General features: G+C 44.0%; 16 protein-coding genes. 7 read left to right on the top strand and 9 right to left on the bottom strand.

Annotation, left to right across the window (positions count from 1 at the left end):
• Positions 1 to 120 precede the first annotated feature (120 nt).
• Both QVC79_RS12780 and QVC79_RS12775 read left to right on the top strand, forming a co-directional pair.
• The gene (locus tag QVC79_RS12780; RefSeq protein WP_270592706.1) at positions 121 to 1,419 is read left to right on the top strand and encodes a thioredoxin family protein; all 1,299 of its coding nucleotides are present in this window, start codon (positions 121 to 123) and stop codon (positions 1,417 to 1,419) included.
• Positions 1,416 to 4,187 (top strand): M16 family metallopeptidase, encoded by a 2,772-nt coding sequence (locus QVC79_RS12775; RefSeq protein ID WP_270592705.1) that lies wholly within the window; start codon positions 1,416 to 1,418, stop codon positions 4,185 to 4,187. Before QVC79_RS12780 ends, QVC79_RS12775 begins: the two co-directional genes overlap by 4 nt.
• A 31-nt stretch (positions 4,188 to 4,218) precedes the next feature.
• Here QVC79_RS12775 and QVC79_RS12770 read toward each other — a convergent pair whose 3' ends face one another.
• Positions 4,219 to 6,159 carry a SpoIIE family protein phosphatase gene (locus QVC79_RS12770; protein ID WP_270592704.1) on the bottom strand — a complete coding sequence of 647 codons (1,941 nt, stop codon included), beginning with the start codon at positions 6,157 to 6,159 and terminating at the stop codon, positions 4,219 to 4,221.
• Between the two features lie 448 nt (positions 6,160 to 6,607).
• On the opposite strand from QVC79_RS12770, the gene QVC79_RS12765 reads away from it, so the two are divergent.
• The 4 genes from QVC79_RS12765 (at position 6,608) to QVC79_RS12750 (ending at position 9,526) form a co-directional block, all read left to right on the top strand.
• A complete protein-coding gene (locus tag QVC79_RS12765; protein ID WP_124315629.1) occupies positions 6,608 to 8,200 on the top strand; it encodes a thiamine pyrophosphate-dependent enzyme in 1,593 nt (530 codons plus the stop codon).
• Positions 8,201 to 8,247: 47 nt separating this feature from the next.
• Entirely contained in the window at positions 8,248 to 8,835 is a 588-nt protein-coding gene (locus QVC79_RS12760) for an indolepyruvate oxidoreductase subunit beta (protein WP_270429540.1), read from the top strand.
• Positions 8,836 to 9,001: 166 nt separating this feature from the next.
• Positions 9,002 to 9,304, top strand: coding sequence for a GNAT family N-acetyltransferase (locus tag QVC79_RS12755; protein ID WP_027202300.1), 303 nt, complete (start codon positions 9,002 to 9,004; stop codon positions 9,302 to 9,304).
• A 6-nt stretch (positions 9,305 to 9,310) separates the two neighbouring features.
• Positions 9,311 to 9,526 carry a (4Fe-4S)-binding protein gene (locus tag QVC79_RS12750; protein ID WP_124315631.1) on the top strand — a complete coding sequence of 72 codons (216 nt, stop codon included), beginning with the start codon at positions 9,311 to 9,313 and terminating at the stop codon, positions 9,524 to 9,526.
• A 25-nt stretch (positions 9,527 to 9,551) separates the two neighbouring features.
• Here QVC79_RS12750 and QVC79_RS12745 read toward each other — a convergent pair whose 3' ends face one another.
• From QVC79_RS12745 to QVC79_RS12710, 8 genes are all read right to left on the bottom strand, one after another.
• On the bottom strand, positions 9,552 to 10,352 hold the full coding sequence (locus tag QVC79_RS12745) for a metal ABC transporter permease (protein WP_087421153.1): 801 nt from the start codon (positions 10,350 to 10,352) through the stop codon (positions 9,552 to 9,554).
• Between the two features lie 42 nt (positions 10,353 to 10,394).
• Positions 10,395 to 11,183 carry a metal ABC transporter ATP-binding protein gene (locus QVC79_RS12740; protein ID WP_124315632.1) on the bottom strand — a complete coding sequence of 263 codons (789 nt, stop codon included), beginning with the start codon at positions 11,181 to 11,183 and terminating at the stop codon, positions 10,395 to 10,397.
• A 4-nt stretch (positions 11,184 to 11,187) separates the two neighbouring features.
• Complete coding sequence (locus QVC79_RS12735) at positions 11,188 to 12,069, bottom strand: metal ABC transporter solute-binding protein, Zn/Mn family (RefSeq protein WP_270592703.1); 882 nt, start codon at positions 12,067 to 12,069, stop codon at positions 11,188 to 11,190.
• Positions 12,069 to 12,548: an S-ribosylhomocysteine lyase gene (locus QVC79_RS12730; RefSeq protein ID WP_270592702.1), complete on the bottom strand. Its 480-nt coding sequence runs from the start codon at positions 12,546 to 12,548 to the stop codon at positions 12,069 to 12,071. The genes QVC79_RS12735 and QVC79_RS12730 overlap by 1 nt, the downstream gene beginning before the upstream one ends.
• Before the next feature lie 10 nt (positions 12,549 to 12,558).
• Positions 12,559 to 13,254: a 5'-methylthioadenosine/adenosylhomocysteine nucleosidase gene (locus QVC79_RS12725; RefSeq protein WP_124315634.1), complete on the bottom strand. Its 696-nt coding sequence runs from the start codon at positions 13,252 to 13,254 to the stop codon at positions 12,559 to 12,561.
• Positions 13,255 to 13,260: 6 nt separating this feature from the next.
• Positions 13,261 to 13,899: an MBL fold metallo-hydrolase gene (locus QVC79_RS12720; protein ID WP_124315635.1), complete on the bottom strand. Its 639-nt coding sequence runs from the start codon at positions 13,897 to 13,899 to the stop codon at positions 13,261 to 13,263.
• A gap of 97 nt (positions 13,900 to 13,996) precedes the next feature.
• Positions 13,997 to 14,893 carry a YitT family protein gene (locus tag QVC79_RS12715; protein ID WP_270592700.1) on the bottom strand — a complete coding sequence of 299 codons (897 nt, stop codon included), beginning with the start codon at positions 14,891 to 14,893 and terminating at the stop codon, positions 13,997 to 13,999.
• Positions 14,894 to 14,897: 4 nt separating this feature from the next.
• Positions 14,898 to 16,601, bottom strand: a complete 1,704-nt coding sequence (locus QVC79_RS12710) for a glutamine--tRNA ligase/YqeY domain fusion protein (protein WP_270592699.1) — start codon at positions 16,599 to 16,601, stop codon at positions 14,898 to 14,900.
• A 79-nt stretch (positions 16,602 to 16,680) separates the two neighbouring features.
• Between QVC79_RS12710 and QVC79_RS12705 the strand changes: the two genes are divergently transcribed.
• Positions 16,681 to 18,657 carry a putative porin gene (locus QVC79_RS12705; RefSeq protein WP_270592697.1) on the top strand — a complete coding sequence of 659 codons (1,977 nt, stop codon included), beginning with the start codon at positions 16,681 to 16,683 and terminating at the stop codon, positions 18,655 to 18,657.
• Positions 18,658 to 18,719 lie beyond the last annotated feature (62 nt).

The following is an 18,719-nucleotide window of genomic DNA, read 5'->3' as shown; positions in this document are numbered from 1 at the left end:
TAAAGTCAAAAGGATATCAGACAAAAGCACGAAGAGGCGTTGACTTTATATCCTTTGACTTCAAGGGAAGAATTTACGGACAAGTTTCAATTCCCCCTTCAATACATTAATTTTTATAACATGAGAAAAACATTTTACTTGATGGTATTCCTGACTTTAGGAATACTGGGAAACCTTTCGGCTCAAATGCAACTATTTAAGGGTACGTTTGACGAGGCAATGAATAAAGCAAGACAAGAGAAAAAAGATTTATTCGTGGACTTTTATGCGAACTGGTGCGGACCTTGCAAGGCAATGGCCAGCGAGGTATTCCCGAATGCGAAAGTCGGGGAGTATTTTAACGCTCATTTCGTGTGCGTGCAAGTGGACGTAGAAGCCAAAGAGAACAAGGAACTGGCAAAAAAATACAACGTGACGGCATTACCGACGATGGCTTTCATTGGCCGTGACGGGAAAGAACTGCGCCGGGTGCAAGGAGCCGTTCCTCCCGATGCGTTAATCAAAGAGGCTCGAATCGCCACGGGCGAAGAGTTGAGTTTCGAACAACTGTACGAGCAATACAAAAAGAAAAAGAACAATTTTGATATTCAACAACAATTATTGTTGGAAGGACCGATGTTTATCGCCACGCAAGAAGGGTACGACCGTCAGAAATGGGGAACCCGCATGGACGGACTTTTCCCGGATTACGTGAAAAACAAGAAAATAGAGAATATGGCAAATGGAGGGGATTTCATGATCCTGACCATGTACCACCGCTCGACTTCCAAAGAGGACCCCATCTTTGATTATATCGCCAACAATTTCGATAAATTCGCGAAAGGTGTCGGGAAAGACGTGAATAGCGACGGGAAGGCCGAGGTGGCACACTACTTAATCTCCATGAACAACAGTTATATCATCCAGCTCTGCAAAAAAGGAGACATCAACTATAAAAAACGGTTAGCCCGGGTAAACGGAGACTTGAAAGACGCCTATGCGGGAATTTCCTTCGGATCGCTACCCGTGCTGGATGCTATCACGTTATTGGCCGATGCCACATATAGCCTATATCGACACGACGAGAATACATTCTTTGATAAAATGAATGCTTACTTTATTGGCAAAGGGGATTCCACCACGTTCAGTGATTACGCTCAACCGCTGGAAGACATCGCCGTTGTATCGGAAGGTAAAATGTCGGAAAACGCTTACAGTAAATGTATCCCGTGGATCACAAAAGCATTAACGTTCAAAATGCCGGTAGAAACCCGTGCCCGGTTGTTGATGATGATGGGCGATTGTTTGAAGAACACGGGCAACACCGCAAAAGCAAAACAATCCTATAACCAAGCCTTCATCGTGAGTGCTGAGATCGAGAACAAAATGATGATGAAACAATTACAACAAGTTATACAACAATCGTTACAAGGTTTATGAAAAACATACTACTCCTTATTATTATAAGTATCCAAATACCGAGGCTCCTGCACGCACAGGACTCCCCTTCAATTTTCCGACACGGAAAACTGGAAAATGGGTTAACCTATTACGTTCGCCATACAAACCTTCAACCGGGAAAAGCTGATTTCTACCTTGTACAGAACGTGGGAGCCCTCATGGAGGACGATAACCAAAACGGACTGGCTCATTTCTTGGAACACATGGCCTTCAACGGTAGCGAGAGCTTCAAAGAAGGGATTCCTAATTTCCTGAAACGTCACGGTGTCACCCAGTTTAACGCCCACACGGGACAAGACGAAACAGTGTATTACATGACAAACGTGCCGACAAACAACAAGGAACTCGTGGATTCCTGCATTATCGTGATGAAAGATTGGTCGGGTTTCCTATTACTCAAACCGGACGAAATCGACAAGGAACGGGGTGTCATTCAGGAAGAACGTCGGATGCGTAGAAACTTGGGAACCCGCCTGAAAGAACAGACGGACGCCCACGTGTACAATCACAGCAAGTACGCCACGCACGATATTATCGGTAGCGAAGAAATCCTGAAGAACTTCACGCCCGAAGAGTTACGGGCCTATTACAACGATTTCTATCGCCCGGATTTACAAGCCGTAATCGTGGTCGGAGACGTGGATGCCGCCAAGATAGAAGCGGAAATTCAGCGTCTTTTCAACCCGATCCCGAAGCGAGTAAACCCGAAGCCCCGGTTAGTGTACGAAATTCAAGACAACGCATTCCCCCTCTACGCAAAAGCCTTCGACAAGGAGATGACCGAAGCGTCAATGACTTTACTCAAGCGAGTGAAACAAAATCCCCCGGCATCCCTGAAAGAGATGATGAAACAAAACCTGATCAACCGGTTCTATAACCAGATCATGGAGAAATACCTGAGGAAGTATGTTGAAACTCAAAATCCATCATTTCTAGAGACGATGGTCGGCTTCGGCGGATTAGTGCGGAATTACGACCGATGGAACATTTACATACAAGCCTATCCTCACAAGGAACGACAGGCTTTAAAAGAACTGATGGAAGAGATTGAACGCATCCACCAATACGCCATCAACGACAAAGAGGTCAAAGAGCAGGTGAATGCTTATCTTTCCGGGCTGGACGAAACGGAAAAAAACAAAGACAAGTTCCCTAACGAGGTCTACGTGCAAATGTACCAGAACAATTTTCTGGAAGGGAAACCCCTCACGAGTATAGAAGAAGATATTGCCCTCTCTCGAGAAATATTATCCGGGCTCACGACAAAAGATGTTCAGGATTGGATCGCGTCATGGAATAGCGATTCCAAAAACTGGGTGTTCATCATGCAAGGGAATGACCCGGACTACGATTTCCCGACACAAGAGGAAATCTTAAATATCATACAAGAAGCCCGGCATAAAAAACTTTCCAGTCATGCAGAGGAAGTCAAAGCAGTACCTCTAATCGATTTCGAGATTAAAAGCGGTAGCATTGTGAAAACCAAGAAAATCAAGATGCTGGATGCAGAGGAGTGGACACTCTCTAACGGCTGTAAAGTGTACTACAAATTCAGTGACCAAGACGGGATGAAAGTAAGCTTACTGGGAGAAAGTGCCGGAGGCCAGTCACTACTCCCCGTCGAAGACCTGCCTTCAGCCACGGCATTATCAACACTGATAATGTATTCCGGACTATACAAGCATAACACGGAAATGATGCAGGCCATCCTGAAAGGTCACCATATTATGCCCAATATCACGTTAGGAGAAACCTTTGAAGGCGTAAGCGGGGTATGTGATAATAACGAGACAGAAATGCTATTCCAAATCATTTACCTGTTCTTCGAGCATCCCCGATTCGACCGGAATGATTTCGACAAATACGTGTACATGAATAAGCTACAAGTTGAAAACACGCCCCGCACGGTAAACGACACCATCAGCGAACAGATGCAGCAACTCCGCGTGAAAGAGTCTCCCCGGTTATGGAAAGCGGACAGCAAATTCTACGATGCCATGAATTACGACAAGATGGTCGCTATTTACAAGGATCGTTTTCAAGATGCTTCCGATTTCACATTCTACCTAACCGGAAATATCCAACGGGAAGAAGCTCAAGCTCTCGTGGCAAAATATCTGGGTGCCATCCCCTCTACTTACCGGAAAGAGAAAGCCGTACATTATGACCTGCAAAAAAAGGGTTCCATAACAGAAACCATTGTAGCAAATATTCCGGACAACAAATACATGACGAATATAGAATACAGAAATTCGCTGAAGCTAAAGCCTGTCGAGAATCTGGCCATTGACGTGATTCGTTTCGCACTTTCCAACCGTTACCACGAAATTATCCGGGAAGATGAAGGCGGAGCCTACGGTGTAAACGTCGGGGCAGCCTACGAGAATGCCCCGAAACCGGCACAAATGATTTCCGTTAACTTTCAGAGCAACACGGAGAAAGGTGACCAGATGCGAGCCATCGTGCATGAACAGATCGACAAGCTCATTGCCGAAGGTGTGAGCGAGGACGACGTGAACGACATGATACTGATGATGAAAAAAGGACGTGCCGGGGTACTGGAAAACCGGGGCAACGCCCATTGGCAGGAAGCATTACGGTATTACGTGCAAACAGGAAAGGACCTTGACTCTCCCGACTTGTTCGAAAAACCACTGGAAAAACTAAACCCGAAAATAGTACAAGAAGTCGCCCGGAAATTCTTCGCAACAGCTGAATGTATCGACATCGTAGTGAGATCCAAATAAGGTGCAATTTTAATTTTCTCAACAGAGGGGCCTACAAAAGCTCCTCTGTTTTCTTTTTCCCTCGGGCATTAAGCCGAAAACTCATCACGGTCAAATCATCCGATTGTTCCGCATTCCCGACAAAACGTTTCACATCCCCGACCACTTTATCCACCATTTGCCGTGGCGCAAGTCTGGGATGACCTGCCACCAAGTTAAATAACCGATCTATCTTATAAAATTTAGATCGTTCATTTTGAGCTTCCGATACCCCATCTGTGTACAAAAGCAACTGAGAACCCGGAGCAAAATAGCACTCCTGTTCCTCGTAATCATAATCAGAAGTAACACCCAAAGGTAAATTATCCGCAGTCTTGAAGAAAGACACGGTTCCATCCGGGGCAATCAATAACGGGTAAGGATGTCCCGCATTACAAAATCTCAGACGATTCGTGTTCAGATTCAACACCCCGGCAAAAAAAGTAATAAACATACTCGTGTTCCCGGTCCGAATCAAGCTTTGGTTCATCAAATTCATGATATAATTCAAAGAAGTATCCCGCAGGGCCAAAGATCGCATCTGGCTGATCGTGGTTGCCATAAACAAGGAGGCAGGAACTCCTTTCCCCGAAACGTCCCCAATAGCGAAACCAAACTCATCCTCGTTCAGCATCAAATAATCATATAAATCCCCTCCTACCTGACGAGCCGGATGCAACACGGCATGAATATCAATACATTCGGCTCCAAAGGTGGGGACAAATTGTTTCGGAACCATTCCCAATTGAATATCATGGGCAATACGCAACTCACTCTCGATCTTTTCATTCGCTGTCGTCGTCTGGCGCAACTGGTCCACGTACTCCGTCAATTGTTGTTGCATGAAAAGAAACGATTCGTACAACTCACCTAATTCATCCTTAGACCGAATACGTGGCAACGGAGTGTTAAAGTTTCCTCGGGCCACATCTCGGGCTGAAGCAGCAAATATCGTCAGTGGTTTTGTGATTCGTCGTACAGCCACAAAACAAATAAAATAAACAAATAACAACAACAGGACAAAGCCAATCAGCAGATACATATTAAATTTGCTCAACTTACCAAACACCTGATCGTATGGACAAATTACCGCCATGTACCAATCAGTTGCCACTACCGGCGTGTAATACACATAGGACAGAACTCCCCCATCGTCCACGATGATACTACCACTTTTCCCGGCTGCCATCTCGTTTACCAGAATAGTAACATTCGTATCCCGTGCCTCTTTTGCCGTTTCGAACATATTTTGACCAATCATCACCTCCCCTTCCCTACGCAAGATATAACGTCCCTGTTTGTCAATAACCACGGTATAACTACCCTTGTAAGGCTTGATCGAATCGACCAGATCGCGCAACCATCGATTGGTTAAATCCACGGATAAAATACCAATTAGTTCATTCTTTTCCCCATGAACCGGGACCGCGTAAGACGTCGTGATCACATCCGGATCTCCCGCATCCCGATAGGGCTTACTCCAGTATCGGTGTTCCCTCGCACCTTTGTACCAGCCTTTCTCAAAATAATTGTAATCTTCACTCCCTACTTGAATGGTCTTCACGGAATCTCCGACCATATAAGAATAAGGTGCAAAATAATGTCCCTTTTCCGGAAAATAGTAAGGTTCAAAAGCGATCGCGCAACCAAAAATCTCCGGGTTATCTTTTACAATCCGCCGAGTGATACCAAACAAAGAATCCGGCTCCTTTACATATTCAACGATCATCCATCCCAGATTTTCAGGAATCTTTTCCACCTTACTCAACAACGCACTCACGCGCAAATTCGCCTGATCAGCCATACTTTCAATCTTATCCTCGGCCTCCTGCGACAACGTTTCCGTTGAGTAATGATAAAATACGCCCACTAAAACAAAAGAAAGAATTGTAATGAACGAAATCACATACAAACTCAATTTAGCAGGAAAAGATTTTTTATATCGATCAAACATAACAATTAACAATTGATGAGAAGTTCCTTTTTATACCCGTCATAATAAACCACGAATATACAAAAAAACTATAAAACAAGTACAAAAAGTAATTATTCGAATCTCTTTTTTCCAAGTGATTCCAGCTAACAAGCTCCATTAGTAGAGAATAGGAAAAATAAACCCGAAAAAGAATTTATAAACACGCAGACTTCTCATTCGAAATATTTGCTCTTATTAAATATTAATATTAATTTAGTCGCGAATTACAAACGAAAACGTTTTAAATATTTAGTAGATGTACAAGCCATCAGAATATTATTTCGTTTTAGCCTACATCGTGGGCGTACTTAAATTGTTCGGGGGACTATGAAAATTCCGCCGGAATAATTTCAGGCATCTTTTGGCAACACATCACGTTGCTCTCTTTTAAGCAAAACAAACAACTTAAATCAATAATCTTTTAATTATGCAAAAACAACTATTATTAGGTGTTGAAGCTATTGCACAAGGTGCTATAGACGGAGGTATATCCGGCGTGTTCGCGTACCCGGGAACCCCTTCAACAGAGATCACGGAATACATTCAGGAATCGAAACAGGCTATCGCCCGTAACGTTCACCGGATGTGGTCTGCAAACGAAAAAACTGCCATGGAAACCGCATTGGGAATGTCCTATGCGGGAAAAAGAGCCTTGGTATGTATGAAACACGTGGGAATGAACGTGGCTGCAGACTGTTTCATGAACGCTGCAATTACCGGGGCCAACGGAGGTATGGTTGTTATCGCTGCCGATGACCCATCCATGCACTCTTCTCAGAACGAGCAGGATTCACGCGTGTACGGTAAATTTGCCTTAATTCCGATCATGGAACCCTCTAACCAACAAGAGGCATACGACATGACCCGCTACGCATTCGACCTGTCAGAGCAAATGGGAACTCCCGTGTTATTAAGAATCACGACTCGTCTGGCACACTCTCGTTCCGGTGTTGAACCAAGAGAGGCTAAAGCCGAAAATGAAATGCGTTTACCGGAAGACAAACGTCAATTCGTGTTACTTCCCGCTATCGCTAAAAAAAGATATAAATTATTACTAGAGAAACAAACCGCTTTCGAAGAGGCATCTGATAACTCTTCTTTCAACCAATACATTGACGGGGCTGACAAATCAATGGGTATCGTCGCTTGCGGTATCGGTTACAACTACCTGATGGAAGTGTTCGGTGGAAACTGTCCTTACCCGGTAGTCAAAGTAAGCCAATATCCTCTTCCGAGAAAGATGATCACCAAGTTGGCAGAAAGCACTGAAAAATTGCTCGTTTTAGAAGAAGGCTACCCGATCATTGAAGAAGCATTGAAAGGTTACCTTGAAAAAGAATGTGTACTCGGACGTTTGGACGGCACGCTCCCCAGAGACGGAGAGTTGAATCCGGATCACGTGGCGAAAGCATTCGGATTACCTTCTATCGAAGGATCGCCTGTACCGGAAATCGTGGCACCTCGTCCACCAGCCCTTTGCGTGGGATGTAGCCACAGAGACGTGTACACCGCATTGAATGCTGTTGTTGCCGAATACCCGAATGCACGTGTATTCTCTGACATCGGTTGTTATACTTTAGGAGCCCTTCCTCCATTCCAAGCGATCAACTCTTGCGTGGACATGGGAGCATCCATCACCATGGCAAAAGGTGCTGCTGACGCTGGATTATACCCGGCTGTATCCGTTATCGGAGACTCCACGTTCACTCACTCCGGCATGACCGGGTTACTGGATGCTGTAAACGAAAAAGCCAATATCACGATTATCATTTCCGACAATGAATCCATCTCCATGACCGGAGGTCAGGAATCTTCAGCATTAGGACACTTGGAATCTATCTGTCGCGGTATTGGTGTTGAACCGGAACATATCCGTGTTCTACTTCCCGTACCGAAAAATCACGATGAATTATGCAAGATCATCCGTGACGAGATCGAATACAAGGGTGTATCCGTGATCATCCCGAGAAGAGTTTGTATCCAGAAAGCTGCAAGAGACGCTAAGAAAAAGAAAAAATAAATTGATTCAATGATCAATTTAAAATCTAAAACTTAAAATTTAAAATTATGAAGACAGATATTATATTAGCGGGTGTAGGTGGACAGGGAATCCTTTCTATCGCAGCAGCATTGGGGTCTGCCGCCCTCAACAATAACCTGTACATGAAACAAGCCGAGACTCACGGAATGAGTCAACGCGGGGGGGATGTGCAGTCTTTCATGAGAATCTCCGACAAACCGATTTTCTCTGACCTGATCGCCAAAGGAACAGCCGATATTATCCTTTCAGTTGAACCGATGGAAGCATTACGTTACCTTCCCTACTTGAAACAAGGAGGTTACGTGGTAACCAACGCCACTCCGTTCATTAATATTCCGAACTATCCGGAAGTAGAAACCTTGATGGCCACGTTGAAAGCCCTTCCTCATCAAGTAATCATTGACGCTGACAGCATCGCTAAAGAGGCTGCAGGCAACGTACGTGCCAGCAACTTCGTGATGATGGGTGCCGGTTCTCCTTTCATCGAAATTCCTTTTGAATACTTAGAAAAAGGCATCATGGCTATTTTCGAACGTAAAGGTGCCGATGTGGTAGAAATGAACTTGAAGGCATTACGTGCCGGACGTGAATTCGCACAAAATTACATTAAATAATCGGATCTGGGGGAGTCTCCTTTATTAAGGAGTTCCCCTATTTTTCTTCTCATACTTTCCTCGCAATATTAATTCTCGGATATTTTATCCAAAATAATCCATAAAATGCAAACAAAAAAGAAGCTTTAAGCGTTTAATTTATAATTAAACTTTTAAAATTAAGGCTATGACCGAGGATTATGAATTAAAAGATGACGTACATCGGCAACAATACGAATTTCGTATCGGGAACTATACACCGAAAATCGAATATATAAAATCAATCAACGGAGAGATATACCTTACCCACACAGAAGTTCCACGAGAACTGGAAGGGAAAGGGATAGGCAGTCAACTAGTTGAAAAAACACTACAAGACATCGAACGTCAAGGACTTCGACTCGTTCCGCTTTGTCCTTTCGTGGCAGCTTATATCAAGAAACACCCCGAATGGAGACGCATCGTGATGAAAGGCATTAATATAAAATAACCACACATGGATAAGAAAATTGAATATACAAACGGAGAGCTAACCATTATCTGGCAACCGGGTTTATGCCAACACGCCGGAGTATGCGTGAAAATGTTACCCAAGGTATACAATCCTAAAGAAAGACCTTGGGTCAAAATCGAGAACGCCACAACGGCAGAATTAATCGAACAAATTAACAAATGTCCCTCTAGAGCATTGAGTTACAGAATGAATAAGTAGTGAAAGTCGCCGAATTCGGCGACTTTTATTTTTTCCTTTTCCACAAATAGCAAACAATAAATATCAACAAGAAACAAAGCACGATAGTTGCCCCCGAAGGTAATTTCAGTGCTGCCGAAGTAAACAAGCCGATAACCGAACCGGCACAACTGATAATCGTTGCCCACACGAGCTGTTTCGTGAAATTCTTATGAAACATCCCGGCAATAGCCTGTGGCATGGTGAGGTACGAAATCACGAGAATGATTCCCGCTAGTTTCATACACAACACGATACACAAAGCGATCAATGCCGTAATTCCGATTTCCAGACCATTCAACGCGACGAAATGTGTCCGGCTGTATTCTTTATCAAAAGCGATATAAAATAAAGGACGATAAAATTTAGCAAAGAACACGATGATCACCAAACACAACAAAAGCGAGAGAATAACCTGTTCCCCCGTCACCGTGAGGATATTACCAAACAGGTAAGATAACAAATTAGGAGCATACCCCGGTGTCAGATAAATAAACAACACCCCGATGGCCATACCCGCAGACCAGAATATCCCGATCAGGGAATCTTCCTTAAATCGCTTGTTATCCGAAAGATATAGAATACAAAAAGCGGCAGCCAAAGCAAATACAGCCGCCCCAAAAAGAGGCGATAGTCCTAGGAAATAGGCTAATCCCAATCCCCCGAAAGAAGCGTGTGTAATTCCCCCACTAATAAAGACCATCCGTTTCGCCACGATATAAGTCCCAATCAATCCACAACTCACACCTATCAGAATCGTACACAACAGTGCATTCTGGAAAAAAGTATATTCTAATAATTCAAACACCTTATTAATTTTAGATTTAATGATTTTAGATTGAAAAAACAATCAATCTAGTGCTTCACTTTCAATTTTCAATTCTCCATTTTCAATTGTACGATCGTGTTTCAACAACACCCGATGAGGTACCGTACCGTGAGAGATCAATTCAATCGGACAATTATACAATTTCAATTGTTCCGGCGTGATCAGATTTGATTCATGGTAATGCAAGCCACCATTCACGCAGGCTATCGTCTTCACATAAGAGCAGATCGTTCCCAAATCATGAGAAACCATCACGATACTCATCGTCTTATTCAACTCGCCCAGCACGGAATAAAACTCATTCTCGAAATTCGCATCCACGTAAGTCGAAGGTTCATCCAAAATCAGAATCTTCGGGGAAGAAATAATAGCCCGACACAAGAACACCCGTTGCATCTGTCCCCCGGAAAGCTCTCCTATCGGACGATTCCCGAATCCTCCCATCCCGTATGTTTCTAAAAGCTCATCCACCTTTTCCCGATCAGCCTTCGTGTAGTCCTTAAAAATCCCCTTCTCCGACATCAAACCGGACAAGACGACCTCTTTTACACTAATCGGAAATCTCGCATCAAAACGACTGTTCTGAGGCAAATAACCAAACAAAGATTGTTTGGAAACATGATAAACAATTTCACCAGAGAAAGGTTTCAGCAATCCCAAAATCACCTTCAATAAAGTTGTTTTCCCTCCCCCGTTCGGTCCAATGATCCCGATAAAATCATGTTCCCGAATGGAAAGATTCACATCCCGCAACACGACCGTATGCTCGTATCCGGCCGTAATCCCTTTTAACTCCAGAAGTTCATTCATCCTTCTATTTCATTTTCTGTTCAATGATCTTCAATAAAGAACACATTTCGGCTTTCCAATCCGAACTCAGCGGGTCTATGGCAATCACCTCACCATCTATCTCCTTGGCAATAGCCTTAGCATTAGCCACGTCAAATTGATTCTGAATGAAAACAATCTTTATTCCTTTAGCCCGACAAGTATCAATCACCGCTTTCAAATGAGAAGGATTCGGTTCCTTTCCCTCATCTTCAATAGAGATTTGTTCCATCCCGTAATCCTTGGCAAAATAAGTCAGCGCCGGATGATAAATCAAAAAAGTTTTATTCTCTTTTTCCGGGATAATCCGACGGGCAGCCTGATCAATACTGTCTATCTCTACACGAAACTGGCGATAGTTCTTTTCAAACGTCTCCCGCTGATCGGGGAACTTAGCCGCCAACACATCCAATATCGTGCGAGCCATCATCTCTGCATACCGGGGAGACATCCACACGTGAGGATCAAAATTCCCTTCATGCGAACCATGATCGTGCTGATGCCCATGTCCATGGTCATGATTACAAGCTCCTTGTTCCAAATCCATCCCGACAGATTGCTTCACGAGCAACATATTTTTCTGCGTTTCCAGAAAAGGATACAGATTACTCAACTCGAAAGGCAGATATCCCACCGCAAAATAAATGGAACTATTGTGCAAAGCCTTCAATTGCTCCGTACTCAAATCACTCACCGCAGGATTCGCCCCCGGTGGGATCATCACGTTCACCTTCACGTAATCCCCCGCAATTCTCTCCACGAAATAACGCTGTGGCAAAATACTCACGCTAATCGTTCTCTCCTTGTCTTTATTCTCCCCACAAGCCGTTAACAAGGCCATCAAAACAACTATAATTCCTATTTTCATTATATTGGATATATCAAATTCTTCTCCTCGATCACGTCTAACACTTCGGAAAGATATTTTGCAGCCTCGTATTTTGCCATGGGTAAATTGTGCAACAAATAATTACCGCAATCTTTAGCGGCAACACCGGGGACTTCTCCCTCGAAATCCCGGATAAAACGGAAGGTTTCCCGCATTAGCTCCACGATGTCACGGGACTCCAAGTCGCCTTTCATCAAAAAGTAATTTCCCGTACAGCATCCCATTGGTCCCCAAAACACGATCTTGTCACCCCACTCCTTATGATTGCGCAAATAAGTCGCTGCCAGATGCTCTATCGTATGTAACTCCCCCTGTCCCAACACGGGTTCCCGGTTCGGTTCCTTCATGCGTACATCAAACGTCGTGACCACCTGATCACCTAAATAGTCTTTACGGGAAACATAAATTCCCCTCAACAAACGCAGGTGATCAATCGTAAAACTCGGTATTTTTTCCATGCTTTAAATTTTATTCTTCTGATAAGGCTTTGATCAACACTTTAATCATTTCAAAAGAACGTTTAGGTGCCTCTTCCCAAAAATTCAAATATTGTTTGTAATGATCTTTTACCCCGGGAGTATCACTGATAATACGATAGCTCAAGAATGGAACCCCGCACATATAGCAAACCTGTGCAATGGCACACGATTCCATGTCTACCGCCATTCCTTCCGGAAAACGTTTTTTGATCTCCGTCAACTCCTCTTTATCGGTAATAAACTTATCCCCGCTACATATCATACCTCCGTAAACATTACCATCATGAGCAACAGATAATGCCAATTTACACAGCTCCTTATCCGAAACGAAACGAGCCGGCAAACCTTGCACCTGACCATATTCATTTCCATCCCCACACCACACGTCATGATAAACCATATTCTCGCCCACGACAATATCCATCACTTGGGTCAAAGGATCTATCCCTCCCGCAACTCCGGTATTGACAATAATATCCGGTGCATAACGCTGTATCATTTCCATCGTACCGACGGCTGCACACACCTTTCCAATGCCGCACTTAGCCAAAACAACTTCCACGTCTCCGATGTGTCCTTCCGTGAAAAGAAGCCCGCGAACAGGTTCTTCTTTTGTCTGTTCCAATAATGATTTCACCAGTCCATATTCGGATGTCATGGCCACAATTATTCCGATCCTTCTCATATAACTCTATTGAAAAAATGGATTCATTCTTTTTTCTTCCCCGATCGTCGAGAATCCTCCATGTCCGGGAATAACACGAACATCATCGGGTAATACAAACAATTTTTCCCGGATACCATTCAACAACTGATTCATATCCCCGCCCGGCAAATCAGCCCGGCCGATACTCCCCTGAAACAAAACATCCCCGGCAATCAGTAATCTATCCTTTTCACTATAAAAGCAAAGCCCTCCCGGAGAGTGTCCCGGTACATGTATCACCTTCAATTCCGAATGACCGAACTTCACGACATCCCCATCTTTCAGGTATTCCCCCAAAGCCGGTGGCGGGGTAATTCCTTTCACACCTAACATAGCCGCATACCTTTCGGCATCCTCTACCCAAAACGAATCCGCCTCATGCGCCCGGGCTGATAGCCCAAACTCATCCAGCATGAAATTATTCCCGAAAATATGATCGATATGCAAATGTGTATTTAACAATGCTACCGGTGTCAACTGATTCTCCGCTAAAAAACTCTTCAAACGTTGTCCTTCTTCTTTCGAAAAACAACCGCAATCAATCACCACGGCTTCCCCTGTCTCGTCATACAACACGATCGTGTTCTCCTGCCATGGATTATTTGTAAATACTTTAATTTTCATCTGATATGAATTTTAACCCCACAAATATACTAAAAAAAGAAGTGGATCAAAAAGGCTTTTGATCCACTTCTTTTTTATAAAGTTTGTAAACAAATCGTCAGATTTTCAGCGTATCGAATCCCCGACCATAAACCCCCATAACAGTGTTCATCGTCAAGAACGCATCCGGATCTGCCATCTTCGTTACACGCATAATATTTTGCATCTCGCTCTTACGGGCAACCACGATCAACATCTTACGCGCCTCTCCCGTATACCATCCCTGACAATCCACCACGGTAACACCGCGTCGTAAATCCCGGATAATGGAATTCGCCACATCCTCGTATTTTTGAGAAAATATAAGGAATTGTACCGATTGCATCTGTCCAGTAAATACCAAATCAATCGTGTAGGAGTTAACCCCCATCACCACGTAACCATAGATAATAGTGGCTATTTTTGCCGTGGGATCTATCGCCGTATCCTCCCCGATAAAATAACTACACCCGATGATAAACACATCGATGTACATGATAATTTTACCCGGACTGATATTACGGTACTTATTGATAATCATGGCAACAATGTCCGTACCGGCCGTACTTCCCCCGTTTACCAGAGAAATACCGATACCCGCACCACACATGATACCGGAAATCACAGCACACATGAATTTATCTTCCAGCAGAGGTTCGTGTATCAGGTTCTGAAACACACTCAACAGGAAAGAACTCATGAAAATAGCATAAATCGTCTTAAACCCGAAACGAGGTCCCAGAATCTTGATAGCAATTGCCACCAACAAAAAGTTGATCACGAAATAACTATACCCGATCGGGATCACCTCTCCGGAAAGGAAATAAATAATTGTTGAAATACCGGTCACTCCACCACCGACCATACGATGCGGAGCCAAAAATGCCGTCACGGCAAACGTGTATATCAACAAACCGAACGTGATCAACAGATACGCCCGGATTTCACTCATCAACTTCTCCTTTGTAACTTTCATCACATTAATTATTTTGTTTTGCCCACGTATCCTTCAAACCAACAGTCCGGTTAAACACCAGCGCTCCCGGCTTGGAATCTTTATCCACGCAGAAATATCCCAAACGTTGGAACTGGAAACGGTCACCTTCTTTCGCCTCCTTCAAACTCGGCTCCAACTTACATCCCGTCAAAACTTTCAATGAGTTTTCATTCAAAAATTCCTTGAAATCAATATCTTTATGTCCGGCAGGATCCGGATCTTTAAACAATCGATCATACAAACGCACTTCCGCCTCGATAGCATCCGGAGCTGACACCCAATGCAAAGTACCTTTCACCTTCCGGTTACTTGCCGATCCGGTACCGCTACGGGTATCCGCATCATACGTACAATGAATTGTCGTGATATTTCCCTCCGCATCCTTCTCCACGCTCTCACACTTCACGATATAAGCCCCTTTCAAGCGCACCTCGTTACCCAAAGTCATCCGGAAGAATTTCTTCGGAGCATCCTCCATGAAATCATCCCGTTCGATATATAGTTCACGAGAGAAAGGAACCATTCTCGTTCCGGCCGTTTCGTCTTCCGGATTGTTCTCGATCTCCACGGTCTCCGTTTGTCCTTCCGGGTAATTATCAATCACCACCCGAACCGGGTCCAACACGGCCATCACGCGGGGAGCGATCTTATTCAAATGCTCCCGAACACAGAATTCCAATAAAGCCATATCCACCACGATCTCCCGACGGGCAACACCCACCTTTTCTGCGAAATTACGGATAGATTCAGGAGTATATCCGGCACGTCTCAACCCGGTAATCGTCGGCATACGGGGATCATCCCAACCGGCCACGATTCCTTTTTGCACGAGCTCCAGCAAACGACGTTTACTCATCACCGTGTAACTCAAATTACGACGGGCAAATTCAATCTGACGGGGACGATACTCCGTGTCAATCAACTGATCCAAGAACCAGTTGTACAAAGGACGGTGAACTTCAAATTCCAACGTACAGATAGAATGCGTAATACCTTCCAGATAATCGCTCTGACCATGCGTGAAATCATACATCGGGTAAATACACCATTTATCCCCGGTTCTGTGATGAGCCACGTGCATAATACGGTACATGATCGGGTCACGCATCAACATATTAGAAGATGCCATATCTATTTTTGCCCGCAGAACTTTCTCTCCGGCTTGGAACTCACCGTTTTTCATCCGGCGGAATAAATCCAAGTTCTCTTCCGGCGTCCGATCCCGGTAAGGGCTATTCACTCCGGGTTCCGTGGGAGTCATACGTTGAGCGCTGATCACCTCTGCCGGCTGATCGTCCACGTAAGCCTTCCCCTCCAGAATCAATTTTTCAGCCCAATCATATAACTGTTGAAAATAATCAGATGCGAAATGCGGTTCTCCTTCCCATTGGAAACCTAACCACTGAATATCTTGTTGTATGGAATCAATATATTCGACATCCTCTTTCGAGGGATTAGTGTCATCAAAACGCAGGTTACATTTTCCATGGTATTCGGTTGCCAATCCGAAGTTCAAGCATATAGAAGTTGCATGCCCGATATGCAGGTACCCGTTCGGTTCCGGCGGAAAGCGAGTATGTACCCGACCGCCATTCTTTCCCTCGGCCAACTCCTCTTCAATAATCTGTTCGATGAAGTTTAATGATTTACCTTCACCTTCTTCTTCCACGAGATGATTTTTATCCATACTAAAATTATTATAACATATTCGACGCGAAGGTAATTAATTTATGAGAGTTTTAAAAGTTTCTGTATATTTGCAGGCCATGAAAAATATATTTTATACCATAATATGCTGTCTGATTTCACTCACGTCATTAGCCCAGAGTGATTTTGGCTACGGGAATCCGGATGGAATGGATCCCCAAGACGAAGGAATGCAACGCGATTCCACGAAAGAACAACGTTACGTTCCGCATTATCGGCTAACTTGGAAATGGGTACATGACGGGGTATATCAGAAATTTTACCAGCTTGACACGCTTCAAGACGGTTTACAAAACACGAACTTGATATTCAAGCACAGTGTTTCCAATACATATTTGGGAAACTTCCCGGCTCCTTATGTATCAGACATCTATATCCTGCGTCCGCAAGGGGAAGACTTCCTGCCGCAAGACCGGTTAAGAGATTATTTCTTCAAACCGGAAGATGCATTGGAATATAACACCACGACCCCTTTCACCCAATTAAGCTATTTCAACGGTGGCGGCCGGGGAAAAACGGAAGACTGGCTGGATGTATGGCACGTCCAGAATATCCGCCCCTATTGGAATGCCGGATTCCGGTATAACCTCATTTCATCGGACGGAGCCTATTCTTACCAGAAATCAAAAACATACAATTTCTCATTCTTCAGTTCGTACGAAAAAGACCGCATGGCCGTATCCATGTTTATCAACCAGAATATGGCACATATCACCGAAAATGGTGGTATCGAAAACCTAGCGGATATTCGGGACACCTCGCTTGACCCCAAAGTTGTCGGTACACGCCTTGCCATGGAGCCAAAAAACAACCTCATGAATTTCAATTTCAAAACTCTGGCACAATACAACATCGGTAATCCCAAAGAGATCATCACGCAAAAAGACTCGGTGACACTCGATACCACGATCACCTATCCCATGAAATTCGCTTTAGCCTTTAAAGTTGAAGATAACCGTTATTCGTTCAAAGAGGAAAGCGTTGAGCAAGGATTTTTCTCTGACACGACCTATATCAGCACCCAATCAAACTCCGACTTGATCAAAAATCGGAAATACGAGGTGGATGCCAAATTTATTTTGAACGAACACCCCAAATATAAATATCTGCCGGGAGTATATGCCGGGCTAAAATTCAAGTACCTGAGTTACGATCAACGTGTTTCGCTGGACACGGTTAACAACATGGGAACTAGCAAATATACCGGGACTTACTTGACAGCCGGGACCTTCAATATGGATAGTACCACCATGTTTAATTTCGACATTTGGGGAAGTTTCTGTCTCGCCGGCGAGTACTCTGCCGACTATTCGCTAGAGGGGGAGATTATCCAATATTTGAACAAAGGGAGGAACTCTTCTGTCACCGTCCATGCCTTATTGGAAACCAAAACCCCGAATCGCTACTACCTCCAGTACCAAGGAAATCACAACCAATGGGAGAATAGTTTTGACAAGATACACGCCTATAATTTACGAGGCCATTATACGAACAAACGTCTTCGGACAGAAATCGGGGTAGCCCTCAACAACACGAAAAACTACATCTATTTTGACACCACCGCCATGCCCCGTCAATACAATAGTAATATTATGGTATTCACGGCATGGGCAAAACAGATATTCCGGTTAGGGCATTTCTATTTCGACCAAAAAGTATATTACCAAGTGACCAACAAGGAGGAAATATTACCATTACCCCAAGTGGCACTTTACTCGCACAATTACTATCAGAACCGCTTTTTCAAAAAAGCTTTGGGTTTCCAGATCGGTATAGATTTGTTCTACAACACCTCGTTCTACGCTAATGCGTACGACCCGGCAATCATGCAATTCTATAACCAAGAGATCGAGAAAACCGGTAACTACCCGAAAATGGATGTATTCGTCACGCTGAATATTAAACGAGCCGACCTGTTCGTTAAATATGAACACTTCAACGAGTTCTTCGGAAGTCGAGATTATTTCTCGGCATATACCTATCCCATCAACCCGGCAAAGGTGAAATTCGGTATCCGATGGAACTTCTTTGACTAGCGTGGAAAAACGGACAAATCCTTTTGTCAATAACACCCGTAGAATCCATAAACTTTATGGAC

Source organism: Butyricimonas sp., from assembly GCF_019423355.1.
In the GTDB taxonomy this organism is placed as follows: domain Bacteria; phylum Bacteroidota; class Bacteroidia; order Bacteroidales; family Marinifilaceae; genus Butyricimonas; species Butyricimonas faecihominis.
The sequence above is the reverse complement of the archived record's forward strand: the minus strand, read 5'-3'. Positions and strand labels throughout refer to the sequence as shown.